Consider the following 15,961-nt stretch of genomic DNA (forward strand, 5'->3'; position numbering starts at 1 on the left):
GTGGCAGAGAGGATAGCTTGTGGAAATCTCCGAAATTAAACAAATTCTTGAAAATGCCTTAGAACTTGATGAAATCATTGTTAAAGGCGAGGGCAGCCACTACGAAGTGATTGCCATTGGTGCCATGTTTGAAGGCATGAACCGCGTTAAGAAACAGCAGGCTATCTATGGCCCGCTGATGGGACAGATTGCGGCGAATGATATTCACGCCCTGAGCATCAAGACATTCACGCCGGAAGAGTGGGCGCGTGATAAAAAGCTGATGTCGCTGTCCTAAGAGGTTAATGATGCAAAAGTTTCGAATCCAGGGCGGTGGCCCATTAAGTGGCGAAGTCTCCATTTCTGGTGCTAAGAATGCAGCATTACCGATTTTGTTTGCTTCTTTGCTGGCTGAAGAGCCTGTTGAAGTCGCCAATGTACCCAAGCTCCGTGATATCGATACCACGATGGAGCTGCTCAGCCGTCTGGGCGCCAAGGTAAGCCGAAACGGTTCGGTGCACGTTGACGCCAGTGGTGTGAATGAGCTCTGTGCCCCGTACGAGCTGGTAAAAACCATGCGTGCGTCTATCTGGGCGCTGGGGCCATTGGTGGCGCGTTTTGGTGAGGGGCAGGTTTCTCTGCCTGGTGGTTGTGCGATTGGTGCCCGCCCGGTTGACCTGCACATTCATGGCCTTGAGCAACTGGGTGCCCAGATTGTACTGGAAGAAGGCTATGTCAAAGCATCGGTAGACGGTCGTCTGAAAGGCGCGCATATCGTGATGGACAAGGTCAGTGTCGGCGCGACGGTGACCATTATGTCTGCCGCAACGCTGGCGGACGGTAAAACCGTCATTGAAAATGCTGCCCGCGAGCCAGAGATTGTTGATACCGCCGATTTCTTGAATACGCTAGGTGCCAAGATCACCGGAGCCGGTACCGATACAATTACCATTGAAGGTGTCGAGCGACTGGGCGGCGGTTACCACGAAGTGGTTGCCGATCGCATTGAAACCGGCACATTCCTGGTGGCCGCGGCTGTCTCCGGCGGCAAGATCATGTGTCGTCATACCAGGCCGTCTCTGTTGGAAGCCGCGCTGGCCAAGCTGGAAGAGGCGGGTGCACTCGTCGAAACCGGCGAAGACTGGATCAGCCTGGATATGACAGACCGAGAGCTGAAAGCGGTAAACATCCGCACGGCTCCGCATCCGGGTTTCCCGACTGATATGCAGGCGCAGTTCTCGTTGCTGAACCTTATTGCCAAGGGAACGGGTATTATCACCGAGACGATTTTTGAAAACCGCTTTATGCATATCCCTGAGCTGATCCGTATGGGCGCTCATGCCGAAATCGAAGGCAATACGGTTATTTGCGGTGATACTGATGGTCTGAGTGGTGCCCAGGTAATGGCAACCGACTTGCGTGCCTCTGCCAGCCTGGTGATTGCCGGTAGTATTGCCGAAGGCGAAACGATTGTTGACCGAATTTATCACATTGATCGCGGCTACGAGCACATTGAAGACAAGTTCAGTGCGCTGGGTATGAAGATTGAGCGTTTCAGCGAATAGAGTTTGCTAGCGTTTAATTGCTGGGAAAAAAGCCTCGCATTGCGAGGCTTTTTTGTTGTCCGTAATTCGTTGTGAGAAAAACTAGTACCGATTGGGCTCATCGGCAATCATGACAGACAGCGTTATCGGCGCGCCGTTACGCAGTACTTTCATCTCGACGGCATTGCCGGGGCGAAGCTCGGTCACAATATCCAGAACATTGCGTCGGTCAGTCACCTTCTTGCCGTCAATCTCGATCAAAATATCCTGCACTTTAAACCCGGCCTTGGCTGCCGGACCGTTCGGATCCATGCCCATTACAATGATCCCGCTGATCTGATCGGCATCGTACAGGCGAGCCATTACCGGGTTGATATCCCTGGCTTCAATGCCGATATAGCCGCGGATCACCCGGCCGTCGGCGATTAGCTTGTTCATGATCTTCTGGGTCAGCTCGTAAGGGATCGCAAAGGAGATGCCGTAGGTTTCGATATCCGTTGCCTGCTGGAAAGAGGCGGTATTGATGCCGACCAGCTCGCCACGGGTGTTGACCAGTGCTCCGCCGGAGTTGCCCTCATTGATCGCAGCATCGGTCTGGAGAAAATCCTGGCGGCCGTAGAAACTCATGCCGGAGCGTCCGGTAGCTGAAATGATGCCGTAGGTCGTCGTCTGGCCCAGGTTATACGGGTTACCGATGGCCAGCACGACATCCCCGACCGCAGGCTTGTAATCCGGGCTCAGCGGAATAACCGGCAGGTTTTCGGCCTGGATTTTCAGAACCGCCAGATCGGTTCGCTGATCTTTACCGATGAGCTGGGCGGTAAAAATACGGCCGTCCTGTAAGGCGGCAATAACCTGATCGGCTTCGGCCACGACATGGTAGTTGGTTACTATGTACCCCTTGTCGCTCATGATCACGCCTGATCCCAGCCCCTGGGTACTTAGCTTGAGTCGGTCTTCGGCATTGTAGCGGCGGTTATAGATATTGACGACGGCAGGGGAGGCCCGGCGAACCGCAAAGTTATAGGATAGCTGGAGTTGATCGGTCGGGGCGGGAGTCAGTGAAACAGGCGGTTGGATCATTTGGGTGCGAAGTTCTGGAAAAACAACGAGCAAGGCAATAGCTGTCACGACGCCAAGTAAAATGGACCGACGAATAAAAGCCAGCATGCTTGCTCCCCTGAAATGAAAATAGTGCCTGTGCACGAAGCGTGCATTCTATGAATTATTCGCACGAGGATATCACTACAACGACTAGATACCAAACCCTACCAGGCACTTAGACGGCGGTACTGGCGATGTTGTACTGTGATGGTATTTCTTTTCAAGGGGAAGTGGCGTGGTGAATAGATGTTTCTTACAGACGATATATTGTAATGCGGCAGGGTGGAAAATCGGGCCATTGCTGGCCCGATATGCGGTGTTAGCGGATGATCAGGTACAGGATGTTATTGTCACGCTTCACCTCGAGCGCCAAGACATTCGGTTCCTGTTCAAGTGCCTTGCGCAGCTCGCCAAGATTGCGGATTGGCTGGCGGTTGAGACCAAGGATGATGTCATCTTTTTGTAGACCGTAACGTGCTGCCAGGGATTTCTCGTCAATGCCGGTGACTTTCACCCCTTTGACACCGTCATTGGCTGTTGTATTGGCAAACTCGGCGCCGGCTAGGCCGGAGTGGAGGTTTTCTGCTTTGACCTTGCTCTGGCTGGCTTCCTGCAGAACCACCGAGACGGTTTGTTCCTTGCCGTCACGTACGATACCCAAGGTGGTTTTCTTACCCGCACCCAGTGTGGCGATTTTAGCGCGTAGCTCACCGAAGGTACGGATTTGCTTGCCGTTAACCGAGACAATGATGTCTCCGGCTTTCAGTCCGGCCTTTTCTGCCGCAGAGTCAGGCATAACCTGGTTGATGAAGGCGCCGTGGTTGGTTTCATAACCAAACGCTTCTGCCAGCTCGGATGTCAGCTCGCCGCCCTGAACACCCAGAATACCGCGTTTGACCTCACCGAACTCGATGATTTGCTCGGTTAGGTTTTTCACCATATTGACCGGAATAGCAAAGCCGATGCCGACATTACCGCCGTTAGGACCCAGAATGGCGGTATTGATACCGACGAGTTCACCGTTGAGGTTAACCAGTGCGCCACCCGAGTTGCCGCTGTTGATTGCCGCATCGGTCTGAATAAAGTTCTCGAAGTTTTCGATATTGAGTCCGCTACGGCCAAGGGCGGAAATAATGCCCGAAGTGACGGTTTGGCCCAACCCGAATGGGTTGCCGATGGCAACGGCGAAGTCACCTACACGTAGGCTGTCGGAGTCAGCCAGGTTAATGGCAGTTAGGTTCTTGGTCTTGTCGAGTTTTAACAGCGCGATATCTGACATCTCGTCGCTGCCGATCAGCTCGGCAGACAGTTCTCTGCCATCATGGAGCTGAACCATTATCTTGTCGGCACCGTTGATGACATGGTGGTTGGTAACAATGTAGCCCTTGTCCGCATCGACGATCACACCGGAACCCAGCCCGCGGAACGGACGTTCGCGTAATTGCTCTTCGGGAAATTCAGGGCCAAAGAAGAATCGGAAGGTCTCTGGAAGACGTTGCCTGGACACTTGCTTGCCCTCGACGGCAATGCTGACAACTGCCGGTGTGACTTGTTCTAGCATCGGCGCGAGGCTAGGTAGTTGTTGGCTATTCGTTGAAAGAGGTAATGCAGCAGTTGCCGTGATAGGGGTAATAACAGAACTGATGCCGAGTGCCAGTGCACTGAATACAAGCAAAGGTTTTTTCATTATTACTAAACTCCGGTTTACAAGTAGTAGTACCATTCCATTGCAGTTATAAATATCTAAGAATCAATAACCAATGTTGGAAAGCGGTACTAGCTCTGACTTGAAAACCGGCGTTTAGTTCCAGAAAAAAGAATTAGCTCGCTTTGGGTTCTTCGACTTTCTCTGGTTCGTCTTTCAGCAATCCTGTTGCGCCGTTGGCGTAATCGCGTGGCTGATCCTGGATGTCGCCAGTATCTGCGACGGCTTCCAGCGTACTGATCCTACGTGCAAACGGGTTGTCCTGATCCGGAAGATTAGGCATTAGCTCGCTGGACGTTTTTGCCATGTGCTCATAGAGCTTGCTGTAATCTTTGGCAATGTTATCCAATAGCTCCGAGCTGCAGGCAAAATGGTCAACGAGTTCCTGACGGTACTGTTCCAGCTCGTATTTTGACTTATCCAGGTCTTTCTTTAGCTCTTTTTGTTGTTTGAGGCTCTTATTGCCCAGGCGGGCGGCAAAAGCCCCGACAATTGCACCTGCGGCAAAAATGAGTAGCGCATAAATCCAAGCCATGAAAAACTCCTTGTGACTTTATGAATACCAAGTTGTTTATGTCGGTCAAAGACAATGTGGCGGCACGCCAGTTTACTGGGGCATGCCTGGTCCTACGGGTCTGTCCTTTGTATACCAGATTGTTTAATTGGCGCTGAATGCCAGCCAACTAATTTGTTTCGTATAGTTACTATACATGCACAAACGTTGCCATGGTACTATCTGATGCCAAAGATGGGATGAATTGGGTAACAGTAAAGGATGACTCCACAACAACAATATCAACGTGATCTCCAGCAGGCTGACTTTATTGCCGACCCGGCGCAGGCCATGGCGGTCTCATACCTCGAAGCACTCTATCACCGTATGCTGGCTCCCAGAGCGCAGGCCAAGCCCTCCCTGGTGCAACGGCTGTTCAAGCGGGACAAAGAAACCAGTGTTACACCGGTGAAGGGGATCTACTTCTGGGGTGGAGTCGGACGGGGCAAGACCTATTTGGTTGATACCTTTTATGAGTGTTTGCCGACTGATCGCAAAATGCGGGTCCATTTCCATCGTTTTATGCATCGGGTACACCAGGAGATGCAGCAACTGTCGGCACAGTCAGATCCGCTGGAAACCGTGGCTGATCGCTTCAAGGCCGAGACCGATATTATTTGCTTCGATGAGTTTTTTGTTTCTGACATTACTGATGCCATGATTCTGGGCACCCTGTTCGAGGCATTGTTCCGTCGCGGCATCACGCTGGTGGCGACGTCGAATATCCCGCCGGATCAGCTCTACCGCAATGGTCTGCAGCGGGCGCGTTTTTTGCCGGCGATAGCATTAATCGAGCAGCATTGCGATATCGTCAATGTCGACTCCGGCGTGGATTACCGCCTGAGAACGCTTGAGCAGGCCGAAATCTACCATTATCCGCTCGATGCCCAGGCGGAAAAGAACATCGCGCAGTATTTCACCCAGCTGAGTGTCGAACCAAGAAGCCAGGGGAAAGAGATAGAGATCAACAACCGGATGCTGCCGACCCGCCACGAGGCTGACGGGGTTGTGCACTTTACCTTCCGGACCTTGTGCCAGACAGCCAGAAGTCAGAATGACTACATGGAAATCGCCCAAATTTATCACACTGTACTGGTCTCGGAAGTGATCCGGATGGGGGAGAAGGAAGATGATGCCGCCCGGCGCTTTATCGCTATGGTCGATGAGTTTTACGAGCGAAATGTAAAGCTTATTATGTCGGCAGAGGTGGATTTGATGCAGCTTTACCAGAATGGCCGCCTGGAGTTCGAGTTTAAGCGCTGCTGCTCCCGCCTGATAGAAATGCAGAGCCATGAGTACCTGGCCAAACCGCACCTGGCCTAGCGCCAGCCCTGTATGGGCAGAGCTTGAGCCGCGATAGACGAAACCTGCCGGGCTTGCTATTGCTATGAGGCTGAGGTGAGTTTGCTGGATGAAATCTGGTGAAAAGTCGGTAGTTTAAGCGCTAAAAACTGACCGTTAGCTGTCGAGAATAGCCGCGGGAGAAAAAAACGCATTTTTTTTTGAAAAAAAGGTGATTTTTTCTCCACCCTTCCCTATAATCTTGCGACCCACCGTACCTGTGATGGCGAAAGCCAGGAGCACCAACCGCTCGAAGGGGTGATGACTGGGCTCTTAACAGACGGAACGCAAGTTCCATAAGTGAATCAATTTTTAATTTTGGGTAAGAATTAGCATGAAAACTTTCGTTGCTAAACCAGAAACTGTAAAACGTGACTGGTACGTTGTTGACGCTGAAGGTAAAACTCTTGGCCGTCTAGCAACTGAAATCGCATCTCGTCTACGTGGTAAGCATAAGCCGGAGTACACTCCGCACGTTGACACTGGTGACTACATCGTAGTTATCAACGCAGAAAAAGTTGCTGTAACTGGCGCTAAGAAGACTGACAAAATGTACCACCACCACACTGGTTACATCGGTGGTCTGAAGTCAATCAGCTTCGAGAAGCTTATCGATAAGAAGCCAGAAATGGTTATCGAAACTGCTGTTAAAGGCATGCTTCCTAAAGGTCCTCTAGGCCGTGCTATGTACCGTAAACTAAAAGTTTATGCAGGTACAGAGCACAACCACGCTGCACAGCAGCCTAAAGTACTAGACATCTAATTGGGGAAGATGACAATGGCAGAGAATCAATACTACGGCACTGGTCGCCGCAAAAGCTCAGCTGCTCGCGTTTTCATTAAACCGGGTTCTGGCAACATCGTAATCAACAAGCGTAGCCTTGATGAGTACTTCGGTCGTGAAACTGCTCGCATGGTTGTTCGTCAGCCACTTGAGCTAGTTGAAATGACTGAAAAACTTGACCTATACATCACTGTTAAAGGTGGTGGTATCACTGGTCAGTCAGGTGCTATCCGTCACGGTATCACTCGTGCTCTTATGGAGTACGATGAGACTCTACGTCCTACTCTACGCGCAGCGGGTTACGTTACTCGTGACGCACGTAAAGTTGAGCGTAAGAAAGTTGGTCTACGTAAAGCACGTCGTCGTCCACAGTTCTCTAAGCGTTAATTTTACGCTTCAGAATTTATATTCTGTTTACTGTGTACGAAAAGCTCAACCTTCGGGTTGGGCTTTTTTTTGTTCGTAAAAAACCACCATTTTCCCCGCTTGAGCCCTTGAATTCCCTCGCTTCTACGTAAATTTGAAACAAAAAGAACATACCTCTCACATTTGTTGCGAAAAGGTAGCTTTATCTTGTCAAAAAGTGGGGTTTTCTTTATCATTTGGCGCGATAAACAACAGCTTGATAATGTAACAAACTATCTGTTGTTTCATTCCGTTGAAAGTTAGCCGTAAGCTCCAGGGACGCCAAAGGACATAATAATAATCCAGAGCGGGAGCACATGGGAGAATGTTGGATGAGCAATGCGCCAGTAAGTAACGGCCGCCGCCGCTTCCTGACTGCGACAACTTCGGTTGTTGGAGGCTTAGGTGCAGTCGCTGTAGCTGTGCCTTTTATCAAATCTTGGAACCCGAGCGCGAAAGCTAAAGCCGCCGGTGCGCCAGTTGAAGTTGATATCAGTAAGTTGGAAGATGGCCAAATGGTACGCGTCGAGTGGCGCGGTAAACCGGTTTGGGTCGTGCGTCGTAGTGATGCAATTTTAGAAGAGTTGGGTGGCCATGATGGTGATCTTCGTGATCCGTCATCAGATGAGCCGCAGCAACCTGAGTATGCCCAGAATAAATTTCGTTCAGTTAAACCTGAAATCTTTTTAGCCGTAGGTATCTGTACGCACCTCGGCTGTTCCCCTACCTATCTGCCTGATAGCTTTAGCGAGCAGGTGAGTGGTGTCACAGCAGGTTTCTTCTGCCCGTGTCATGGCTCTAAGTTTGATATGGCCGGCAGGGTATTTGCGGGGGTACCAGCACCGCTCAACTTGGTGGTACCGCCTCATACATTCCTGGATGACAATACCATTCTGGTCGGTGTAGACGAGGAGACAGCCTAATGGAAGCACTACTCGGTTGGATTGAAAAACGCTTACCTATGATGGATGCGTACAAAAAGCATCTGTCTGAATACCCGATGCCGAAGAACTTTAACTTCTGGTATCTGTTCGGTTCGCTGGCCATGCTGGTACTGGTTAACCAGATTATTACCGGTATCTGGCTGACAATGAACTATGTCCCTTCTGGTGAGGGAGCATTTGCCTCCGTCGAGTACATCATGCGTGATGTCGAATACGGCTGGCTACTTCGTTATATGCACTCGACAGGCGCCTCGGCGTTTTTCGTCGTTATCTACCTGCACATGTTCCGCGGCTTGATCTATGGTTCCTACCAGAAGCCTCGTGAGCTGCTGTGGCTGTTCGGTATGCTGATCTTCCTGGTACTGATGGCAGAAGCCTTTATGGGCTACCTGTTGCCTTGGGGACAGATGTCATACTGGGGTGCGCAGGTAATCATTTCACTGTTTGGTGCCATTCCTGTTATCGGTGACGACCTGACCCTGTGGATCCGTGGTGACTACGTGATCTCGGGCGCGACACTGAACCGCTTCTTTGCACTGCATGTTATTGCCTTGCCTATCGTTCTTCTGCTGCTGGTTGTGCTGCACATTCTGGCTCTGCACGAAGTGGGCTCGAACAACCCTGACGGTATTGAGACCAAGCTACCGAAAGGCAGCAAAGGGGAAGGCTATAAAACCCAGTTCCCGTTCCACAAGCAGTACAGCGGCAAGTACGATATTATCGACTCGATTCCGTTCCACCCGTACGGTACGGTTAAGGACATGGTCGGTATCGCGGTATTCCTGTTCTTCTTCTGCTACGTGTTGTTCTTTAATCCGGAGATGGGCGGTTACTTCCTTGAGCCACCTAACTTTGAGGCGGCCAACCCGCTGAAGACACCTGAGCACATTGCACCTGTATGGTACTTCACACCGTTCTACGCCATCTTGCGTGCGGTACCGGACAAGCTACTGGGTGTGGTTGCGATGGGTGCGTCGATTGTGGTGTTGTTCCTGTTGCCATGGCTGGATCGCTGCAAGGTTCGCTCTTACCGTTACCGCAGCAAGTTCCACCTGATCAATATTGCGCAGTTTACCGTGAGCTTCATTGCGCTGGGTATTCTGGGGGCACTGCCGGCGACGCCGACGTATACCCTGCTGGCGCAGATTTTCAGCCTGGGTTACTTCATGTTCTTCGTATTGCTGTATTTCTACAGTAAGAACGAGGCGACCAAACCGCTACCAGAGAGGGTGACATTCAAATGAAGAAGTTGATTGTAATGCTGCTAGCTCTGCTGCCTGCAATGGCGATGGCGGCTGGTGGTAACGTGCATTTAGATGATGCGAACAATGATCTGTCGGACAAGGCCTCGCTTCAGCGCGGTGCCAAGACCTTCATGAATTACTGTTTTGGCTGCCATGCCACACAGTATCAGCGTTATGAGCGTGTGGCGACGGACATCGGTATCCCGCTGGATCTGATGAAGGAGCACATGGTCTTCGACAAGGACGCCAAAATTGGCGACCTGATGACCAATGCGATTCCGGAAGAATACGCCGCAGTCTCGTTTGGTGCGCCTGCACCGGACCTGACGCTGGTTGCCCGTGTTCGTGGTACCGACTGGCTCTACACCTATCTGCGTTCTTTCTATGCTGACCCGAGCCGTCCGTTTGGTGTCAATAATGTGGTCTTCCCGAGCGTGGGTATGCCGCATGTGCTGGAAGAGCTGCAGGGTGTACCGACCAAAGTGTATGAAACTCGCCTGGTTGACGGTGAGGAAGTACAGGAGTATGTCGGTATCGAGTCTGACGGAACCGGTGAGCTGAACGCCGAAGAGTATGACGAGGCGGTTCGTGATCTGGTTAACTTCCTGGAGTATTCTGCTGAACCTGTAAAACTGGAACGTCAAAATCTGGGCTTATGGGTAATGGGCTTTTTGGTCATATTCTTTGTACTAACATTACTGTTGAAGAAAGAATATTGGCGTGATGTCCACTGATCAGGTAATCTAGTGGGTTAAGAATCTCGCAATGGGGGCTCGGGCCCCCGTTGCTTTTTGTGTATATAAGTATACTGGAGGGGTTAATGGCTGTTGCTGCCAATAAACGCTCTGTGATGACTCTGTATTCTGATGCTTCGGATATCTACAGCCATCAGGTGCGTATCGTACTAGCAGAAAAGGGTGTTAGTGTTGAAATTGAGCTGGTTGATCCAAACAACCTGCCTGAAGATCTACTGGACCTAAACCCGTACAACTCTGTTCCAACCCTGGTTGACCGTGAGCTTGCTCTTTACCAGGCCGGCATCATTATGGAGTACCTGGATGAGCGTTTCCCTCACCCACCTCTGATGCCTGTTTATCCTGTTGCTCGTGGTAACAGTCGTCTGATGATGTACCGTGTTGAGCGTAACTGGTACACGCTGGCAGAGAAGATAAACAAAGGTAACGCTGATGAAGCAGACAAAGCACGCAAGCAATTGCGTGAAGAGCTGCTGGCACTGGCACCTGTATTCGCTGAATTCCCATACTTCATGAGTGAAGAGTTTAGCTTGGTTGACTGCTATCTGGCACCGCTACTGTGGCGCTTACCTGAAATGGGTATCGAGCTGACAGGTGCCGGGTCGAAAGAAGTGAAAGCATACATGACCCGCGTTTTCGAGCGTGATTCATTCCTTGCTTCCCTGACTGAAGCTGAGCGCGAAATGCGTCTGGCCGGCCAATAATGGATATGGAAAACATGACGCCGCGTCGCCCTTATTTGCTGCGCGCGTTTTACGACTGGTTAGTTGACAATGATCTGACACCCCATCTGGTGGTGGACGCGACCTTGCAAGGTGTCAAGGTGCCGACGGAATTTGTCAGCGACGGTCAAATTGTACTGAATATCGCACCGCGTGCCGTCGGTAACCTAGAGCTGGGTAATGAGGCAATCAGCTTCAATGCCCGCTTTAGCGGTCGCCCGCATTCTGTGATTGTGCCTATGTATGCAGCATTGGCTATCTATGCCCGTGAAAATGGTGCTGGAACCATGTTTGAGCCGGAACCGGCTTATGCTTCTGATATCACAGATATTGAGCTGGCAGACGAAGCGCAGCAGTATGATGAGATTGTTGAGGAAGAAGAAACTCGCTCTCCTCTGGCTGAGGTAACGGAAGCCAGTGAGGACAGCGGCCCAGATGATGAGCCGCCTCGTCCGCGTGGCCGACCAAGCCTCCGCGTCGTGAAATAAAAAAACGCAGCCTACTGGCTGCGTTTTTCTTTTGTGCTGTTTTCTTTTCTTGCGGCTGTTTTCTGTAGCAAGGTACCGGGTGTTGTTACTAAGCCGCTCTGAAATTAGTTCTGGTATTCAAATACCTTGACGACTTTTTTTACCCCGGAGACATTACGCGCAATTTCGGCAGCAATATTTCCCTGTTCACGGTTCACATAGCCGAGCAGGTAGACGGCCTGGCCTTCGGTGACGACCTTGATTGAGACATCGTTGAGTTTCTTGCTGCCGATGATCTGCGACTTGACCTTGGTTGTCAGCCAGCTGTCCTTGCTGACTTCACCCAGCTCGGGCAGCGGGCGGATCTGGATTTGGTTATAGACCGTATTGACGTTGCTTAGCGAGCGGACCTGCTCCTCCAGCTTTTGCTTGGTGGGCTGGTCGACCGACTGGCCGACGAGCAGTACCTTGCCGTCAATAGCGATCGCATTGATCCGGGCATGCTGGCGATACGGCGGTTTGTTGGCCAGGCCGCCGACTTCCATTTCAATTTGCTGATCAAACCATTGTTGTTGAGTGGTACGGGTATCAGCCTTGGAAAGTGCAGAGCAGCCCTGAAGAACAAATAGCACGGCAATTAGCAGGGCTTGGTATATCTTCATTGCTTATCCTTCGTGATGCGGAAAGAGAACTTTGTCGATGAGATCGCACAGGCAATGGACCGTCAGCAGGTGGCCTTCCTGGATACGGGCGGTTCGCTGAGACGGAATACGGATTTCGACATCCTGAACACCGAGCAGCCCGGCCATTTCACCACCGTCTTTGCCGGTAAGGGCAATGATGGTCATATCGCGGGTCAGCGCGGCCTCCATGGCTTTGATGATATTCTTGCTGTTGCCGCTGGTCGACAGGACAAACAGGATATCTCCGGCTTGGCCGAGGGCGCGTACCTGCTTGGAGAAGACCTCGTCATGGTGATAGTCATTGGCGACAGCCGTCAGCGTCGTGGTATCTGCAGTCAGTGCCAGGGCAGGCAGGCTTGGGCGCTCAGTTTCAAAACGGTTGATCAGACAGGAGGCAAAGTGCTGGGAGTTTGCCGCCGAGCCGCCGTTGCCGCAACACAGTATCTTGTTGCCGTTAAGCAGGCTTTGCACCATCACTTGTGCGGCTTGGGAAATGGCATCCGGCAGGGCTTCTGCTGCTGCTATCTGGGTCTGGATACTTTCTGTAAAACTTTCTTTAATGCTCTCTAGCATGATTAACCTTCAACTAGGGTGTTGGTAAACCACTCAATCTGGTGCTCGGGCCCCTGTATCGCCACGACATCAAACCTAAACTCAGTGTGTTCGACCGAAAAGCCGTTTTTCTGAAGCCAAAACAAAGCTGCTCGTTTTAACTTCTGCTGTTTGCGCCAGTTTACCGCTTCTGCGGCGCTGCCGTAATCTGCATTTTGGCGGAATTTGACCTCGATAAAAACCCAGCAGGCCTTATCGCGCATGATGACATCAATTTCGCCGCTGCGGCACTGGAAATTGCGACAAACCGGCTTGAGCCCGTGGCGGAGCAAAAATTGCTCCGCCATGGCTTCGTAGGCTTGTCCCTGCCGGCGTTTATTGAACGGGGTCAATGCCGTTACCGGAGAAGATAGCCCAGCTGATCTGGCGCTGGATCACGCACTGATCATTTAGGCTTAGCTGGCCAGTCTTGCCCTGGGTGGTGTAATTATCGACCGCGCGCATCTGCGGCAGCTCGGCAATCATTTTGTAGGCGTCCATTCCGAAGGCGTGCAGGCGGATATCGGTGTTTTTGGCATTAGGCCACAGTTCGTTGTAGCGCGCCATAAAGTTATGGTTGGCATCGACCAGCAGCGGGATATCACTAAATTCTATGCCCCTTAGCTCGCTGTTGTCGCCCTTGCTGTCCGGGTAGCTGCGAGAGCTGGCGTACAGTTTTGGCGGTTCGATGTCCGGGTTAATCGCGACTTCGATAAATGGCTTGAGCAGGGTCAGCTCATTTTTGTTGGCAACCAGGTAGACTGCATCGGTATCGCGGCGGCTGCGTGGCTGGGCTTCTAGCTCCAGGCCCAGTACCTGCTGCATTTGGTTGATACGCGCCTGGCTTTCAGTCAAGCCGAAGACGGTCGCAATCTGCTGCTGGATTTGCTTGCGCGAGCTGAAGGAACTAATTGCCGGTGACTTGCCGGTTAGTTGCTGCCATTGTTCGATAAAGGCGTTGCTGACACGCTCGCCAAAGCTGTTACCCGGTGCCAGTACCATCGGGTACTCGTGGCCCTTTGCAAACAGGTGTCGGGCGGCCTGCTCGGCTTCCTGCTCTGGTGATAGCGAGAAGTAACAGGCATTGGACTGGGTCATGCTGAGCTGCTCGGGCTCATTCAGGGCCAGCAAAGTGATATTGGTGTCATTGCTGCGCTGGAAGTCGGTAATCTTCTCTTTACGTAGCGGGCCGATGACCAGCTCAATACCGTCCTGTTCCAGTTTGCTGACAATCGAGCTGACCGGTTCGGCTTCGGTATCATAGATGGCCAGCTCGGTTTCGGCATCACGGCCGGTATCGTCGAGCATCGCGTTGATAAAGCCGTCCCTGACGGCCTTGCCGGAGTTCTCATAGCGGCCTGACAGCGGCAGCAGCAGGGCGACATTGTTCAGTTGGGTAATTTCAAGCTCCATAATCGCCTGCAGTTCAGCGGGCAGATATTGGTTGGCCGGGTGATAGGGGTTTTTGGCCAGCCATTCTTCGACCGTGCTCTTGAGCTTAGCCGGGCGCTGTGAATACGTGTTCTTGAGAATACTCAGCTGGACCCAGCCGCGCAGGACGGTTTCATCCTCGCTCAGCTTGGTTGCCTGTAGCTGGTTATTGTTGTAGTGGGAAAGGTCCCGCCACAGGTTTTGCCAGTTTGCCCCTTTCTGCTCAGCCTTGAGGTACTGATCCAGCGCGGTCCGCTCGCGAGCAGCCTTGAATGACTGGTTGGTCTGGCCAAGCAGTTCGGCACGGAGCATGTGAAAACGCAGGTATTGGCTGTCTGCCAGTGTCCACCATGGCTGGAAGTTCAGGGTATCGAGCGCAGACTGAGACTGGCCTTGCTGATAACGCAGGGTCGCGCGTGCCAGCTGCCATTCGGCCATCTGGAGCGGGCTCATCGACAGCCGTCCCAGGCGGTTGGCCTGCTGTTCGGCCTGCGACCAGCTGCCTTCTTTTATCAGGGCCTTGAGGGCCAAAATGTGCCAGTCGATGCTTTCTGTTCCTTCGCTCGACTCGGCTTTGATCAGATAATTGGCTGACGTATCGGTGACGGCAGCGGTAATATCGGCGGTCACGGCCTGTTGTTGAGTTGGCGTCGAGCAGCCGGCCAAGATCACGGCGAGGGCTACAGGCGCTAATAGTCGTGATACACTTTTACGCTTATGGGTAAAATTGAGCATTGAATTCATTCAACTGTGACAAATTACTCTCTATATTAATTGCAGATGAGATCTTAGACAAATGAGTGAGACCAATTCATGCACGGTAGATGTCGCAACTTTGTACATCGTACCTACACCAATCGGTAATTTAGCGGACATCACGCAGCGTGCATTGGATGTATTAGCAAATGTGGATTTAATTGCCGCAGAAGATACACGCCATACATCGCGCTTGTTGACACATTTCTCTATCTCAACCCGCACCTTTGCACTTCATGATCACAATGAGCAGCAAAAAGCCGATTATTTGATCGAGAAGCTACAGGCAGGCACGAGCATCGCCCTGGTGTCGGATGCCGGTACTCCCCTGATTAGCGATCCAGGATACCATCTGGTCAACCGTTGTCGTCAGGCGGGTGTCAAAGTTGTTCCTCTGCCGGGCCCGTGTGCCGTGGTAACGGCACTGAGCGGGGCGGGCCTGCCGTCTGATCGCTTTAGCTTCGAAGGTTTTTTGCCGCCGAAAAGCAAAGGGCGCCGGGATCGTTTCCAGGAGCTGGCCGATGACGAGCGGACGATGATTTTTTATGAATCACCGCACCGGATTACGGATTCGCTGGCAGATATGCTGGCCGTACTGGGGCCGGATCGTCAGGTGGTGCTGGCCCGCGAGTTGACCAAAACCTATGAAACTATCCATGGCGCACCGCTGGGTGAGCTGGTGGAATGGCTGGGCGAGGACAGCAACCGTACCCGCGGCGAGATGGTTCTGCTGGTGGCGGGCCACCGGGCGCAGAAAGACGACCTGCCGGCAGATGCGCTGCGAACCGTGACTTTGCTGACCAAGGAACTGCCGCTGAAGAAAGCGGCGGCGCTGGCTGCTGAGATCCATGGCGTGAAGAAGAATGCGCTGTATAAGTGGGGACTGGAGAACCTCGATTAACTGTTTAGGATCGAGGTTTTAGTTCCCTCCCCTTGTGAAGGGAGGGTTAGGG

18 protein-coding genes are annotated in these 15,961 nt (G+C 52.1%); 11 read left to right on the plus strand and 7 right to left on the minus strand.

Annotation, left to right across the window (positions count from 1 at the left end; translation table 11 throughout):
* Window positions 1–19: 19 nt before the first annotated feature.
* Together ibaG and murA are read left to right on the plus strand one after the other, a co-directional pair.
* Complete coding sequence (gene ibaG / locus L4D19_RS26775; RefSeq protein ID WP_075762383.1) at window positions 20–277, plus strand: BolA family iron metabolism protein IbaG; 258 nt, start codon at window positions 20–22, stop codon at window positions 275–277.
* Between the two features lie 10 nt (window positions 278–287).
* Window positions 288–1,544: a UDP-N-acetylglucosamine 1-carboxyvinyltransferase gene (gene murA / locus L4D19_RS26780; RefSeq protein ID WP_428454946.1), complete on the plus strand. Its 1,257-nt coding sequence runs from the start codon at window positions 288–290 to the stop codon at window positions 1,542–1,544.
* Between the two features lie 81 nt (window positions 1,545–1,625).
* On the opposite strand, the gene degS is transcribed toward murA, so the two are convergent.
* The 3 genes from degS to zapG form a co-directional block, all read right to left on the minus strand.
* On the minus strand, window positions 1,626–2,693 hold the full coding sequence (gene degS / locus L4D19_RS26785) for an outer membrane-stress sensor serine endopeptidase DegS (RefSeq protein WP_428454935.1): 1,068 nt from the start codon (window positions 2,691–2,693) through the stop codon (window positions 1,626–1,628).
* 253 nt (window positions 2,694–2,946) lie between these two features.
* Window positions 2,947–4,314: a Do family serine endopeptidase gene (locus L4D19_RS26790; RefSeq protein WP_075762380.1), complete on the minus strand. Its 1,368-nt coding sequence runs from the start codon at window positions 4,312–4,314 to the stop codon at window positions 2,947–2,949.
* Window positions 4,315–4,447: 133 nt separating this feature from the next.
* Window positions 4,448–4,867, minus strand: a complete 420-nt coding sequence (gene zapG, locus L4D19_RS26795; RefSeq protein WP_160652253.1) for a Z-ring associated protein ZapG — start codon at window positions 4,865–4,867, stop codon at window positions 4,448–4,450.
* A 240-nt stretch (window positions 4,868–5,107) separates the two neighbouring features.
* On the opposite strand from zapG, the gene zapE reads away from it, so the two are divergent.
* The 8 genes from zapE (at window position 5,108) to sspB (ending at window position 11,568) form a co-directional block, all read left to right on the plus strand.
* Window positions 5,108–6,208 carry a cell division protein ZapE gene (gene zapE / locus L4D19_RS26800; protein WP_428454936.1) on the plus strand — a complete coding sequence of 367 codons (1,101 nt, stop codon included), beginning with the start codon at window positions 5,108–5,110 and terminating at the stop codon, window positions 6,206–6,208.
* Between the two features lie 352 nt (window positions 6,209–6,560).
* On the plus strand, window positions 6,561–6,989 hold the full coding sequence (gene rplM / locus L4D19_RS26805; RefSeq protein WP_075762377.1) for a 50S ribosomal protein L13: 429 nt from the start codon (window positions 6,561–6,563) through the stop codon (window positions 6,987–6,989).
* A gap of 15 nt (window positions 6,990–7,004) precedes the next feature.
* Window positions 7,005–7,397: a 30S ribosomal protein S9 gene (gene rpsI, locus L4D19_RS26810; protein WP_075762376.1), complete on the plus strand. Its 393-nt coding sequence runs from the start codon at window positions 7,005–7,007 to the stop codon at window positions 7,395–7,397.
* 350 nt (window positions 7,398–7,747) lie between these two features.
* Window positions 7,748–8,338, plus strand: coding sequence for a ubiquinol-cytochrome c reductase iron-sulfur subunit (gene petA, locus L4D19_RS26815; RefSeq protein WP_160652247.1), 591 nt, complete (start codon window positions 7,748–7,750; stop codon window positions 8,336–8,338).
* On the plus strand, window positions 8,338–9,603 hold the full coding sequence (locus L4D19_RS26820) for a cytochrome b (RefSeq protein WP_428454937.1): 1,266 nt from the start codon (window positions 8,338–8,340) through the stop codon (window positions 9,601–9,603). The genes petA and L4D19_RS26820 overlap by 1 nt, the downstream gene beginning before the upstream one ends.
* The gene (locus L4D19_RS26825) at window positions 9,600–10,337 is read left to right on the plus strand and encodes a cytochrome c1 (protein ID WP_428454938.1); all 738 of its coding nucleotides are present in this window, start codon (window positions 9,600–9,602) and stop codon (window positions 10,335–10,337) included. Before L4D19_RS26820 ends, L4D19_RS26825 begins: the two co-directional genes overlap by 4 nt.
* Window positions 10,338–10,423: 86 nt before the next feature.
* Window positions 10,424–11,062 carry a stringent starvation protein SspA gene (gene sspA / locus L4D19_RS26830; protein WP_075762371.1) on the plus strand — a complete coding sequence of 213 codons (639 nt, stop codon included), beginning with the start codon at window positions 10,424–10,426 and terminating at the stop codon, window positions 11,060–11,062.
* Entirely contained in the window at window positions 11,062–11,568 is a 507-nt protein-coding gene (gene sspB / locus L4D19_RS26835) for a ClpXP protease specificity-enhancing factor (RefSeq protein WP_428454939.1), read from the plus strand. The genes sspA and sspB overlap by 1 nt, the downstream gene beginning before the upstream one ends.
* 104 nt (window positions 11,569–11,672) lie before the next feature.
* Here sspB and L4D19_RS26840 read toward each other — a convergent pair whose 3' ends face one another.
* The 4 genes from L4D19_RS26840 to L4D19_RS26855 are packed head-to-tail and all read right to left on the minus strand — an operon-like array spanning window position 11,673 to window position 14,987.
* A complete protein-coding gene (locus tag L4D19_RS26840; RefSeq protein ID WP_428454940.1) occupies window positions 11,673–12,209 on the minus strand; it encodes a BON domain-containing protein in 537 nt (178 codons plus the stop codon).
* A gap of 3 nt (window positions 12,210–12,212) precedes the next feature.
* On the minus strand, window positions 12,213–12,803 hold the full coding sequence (locus tag L4D19_RS26845) for a phosphoheptose isomerase (RefSeq protein WP_075762368.1): 591 nt from the start codon (window positions 12,801–12,803) through the stop codon (window positions 12,213–12,215).
* A 2-nt stretch (window positions 12,804–12,805) separates the two neighbouring features.
* Window positions 12,806–13,174 carry a YraN family protein gene (locus L4D19_RS26850; protein WP_428454941.1) on the minus strand — a complete coding sequence of 123 codons (369 nt, stop codon included), beginning with the start codon at window positions 13,172–13,174 and terminating at the stop codon, window positions 12,806–12,808.
* The gene (locus tag L4D19_RS26855; RefSeq protein WP_428454942.1) at window positions 13,158–14,987 is read right to left on the minus strand and encodes a penicillin-binding protein activator; all 1,830 of its coding nucleotides are present in this window, start codon (window positions 14,985–14,987) and stop codon (window positions 13,158–13,160) included. Before L4D19_RS26855 ends, L4D19_RS26850 begins: the two co-directional genes overlap by 17 nt.
* 61 nt (window positions 14,988–15,048) lie before the next feature.
* On the opposite strand from L4D19_RS26855, the gene rsmI reads away from it, so the two are divergent.
* On the plus strand, window positions 15,049–15,909 hold the full coding sequence (rsmI, locus tag L4D19_RS26860) for a 16S rRNA (cytidine(1402)-2'-O)-methyltransferase (protein WP_428454943.1): 861 nt from the start codon (window positions 15,049–15,051) through the stop codon (window positions 15,907–15,909).
* Window positions 15,910–15,961: the final 52 nt, after the last annotated feature.

This window comes from Photobacterium kasasachensis (genome assembly GCF_050336885.1).
In the GTDB taxonomy this organism is placed as follows: Bacteria; Pseudomonadota; Gammaproteobacteria; order Enterobacterales; family Vibrionaceae; genus Photobacterium; species Photobacterium kasasachensis.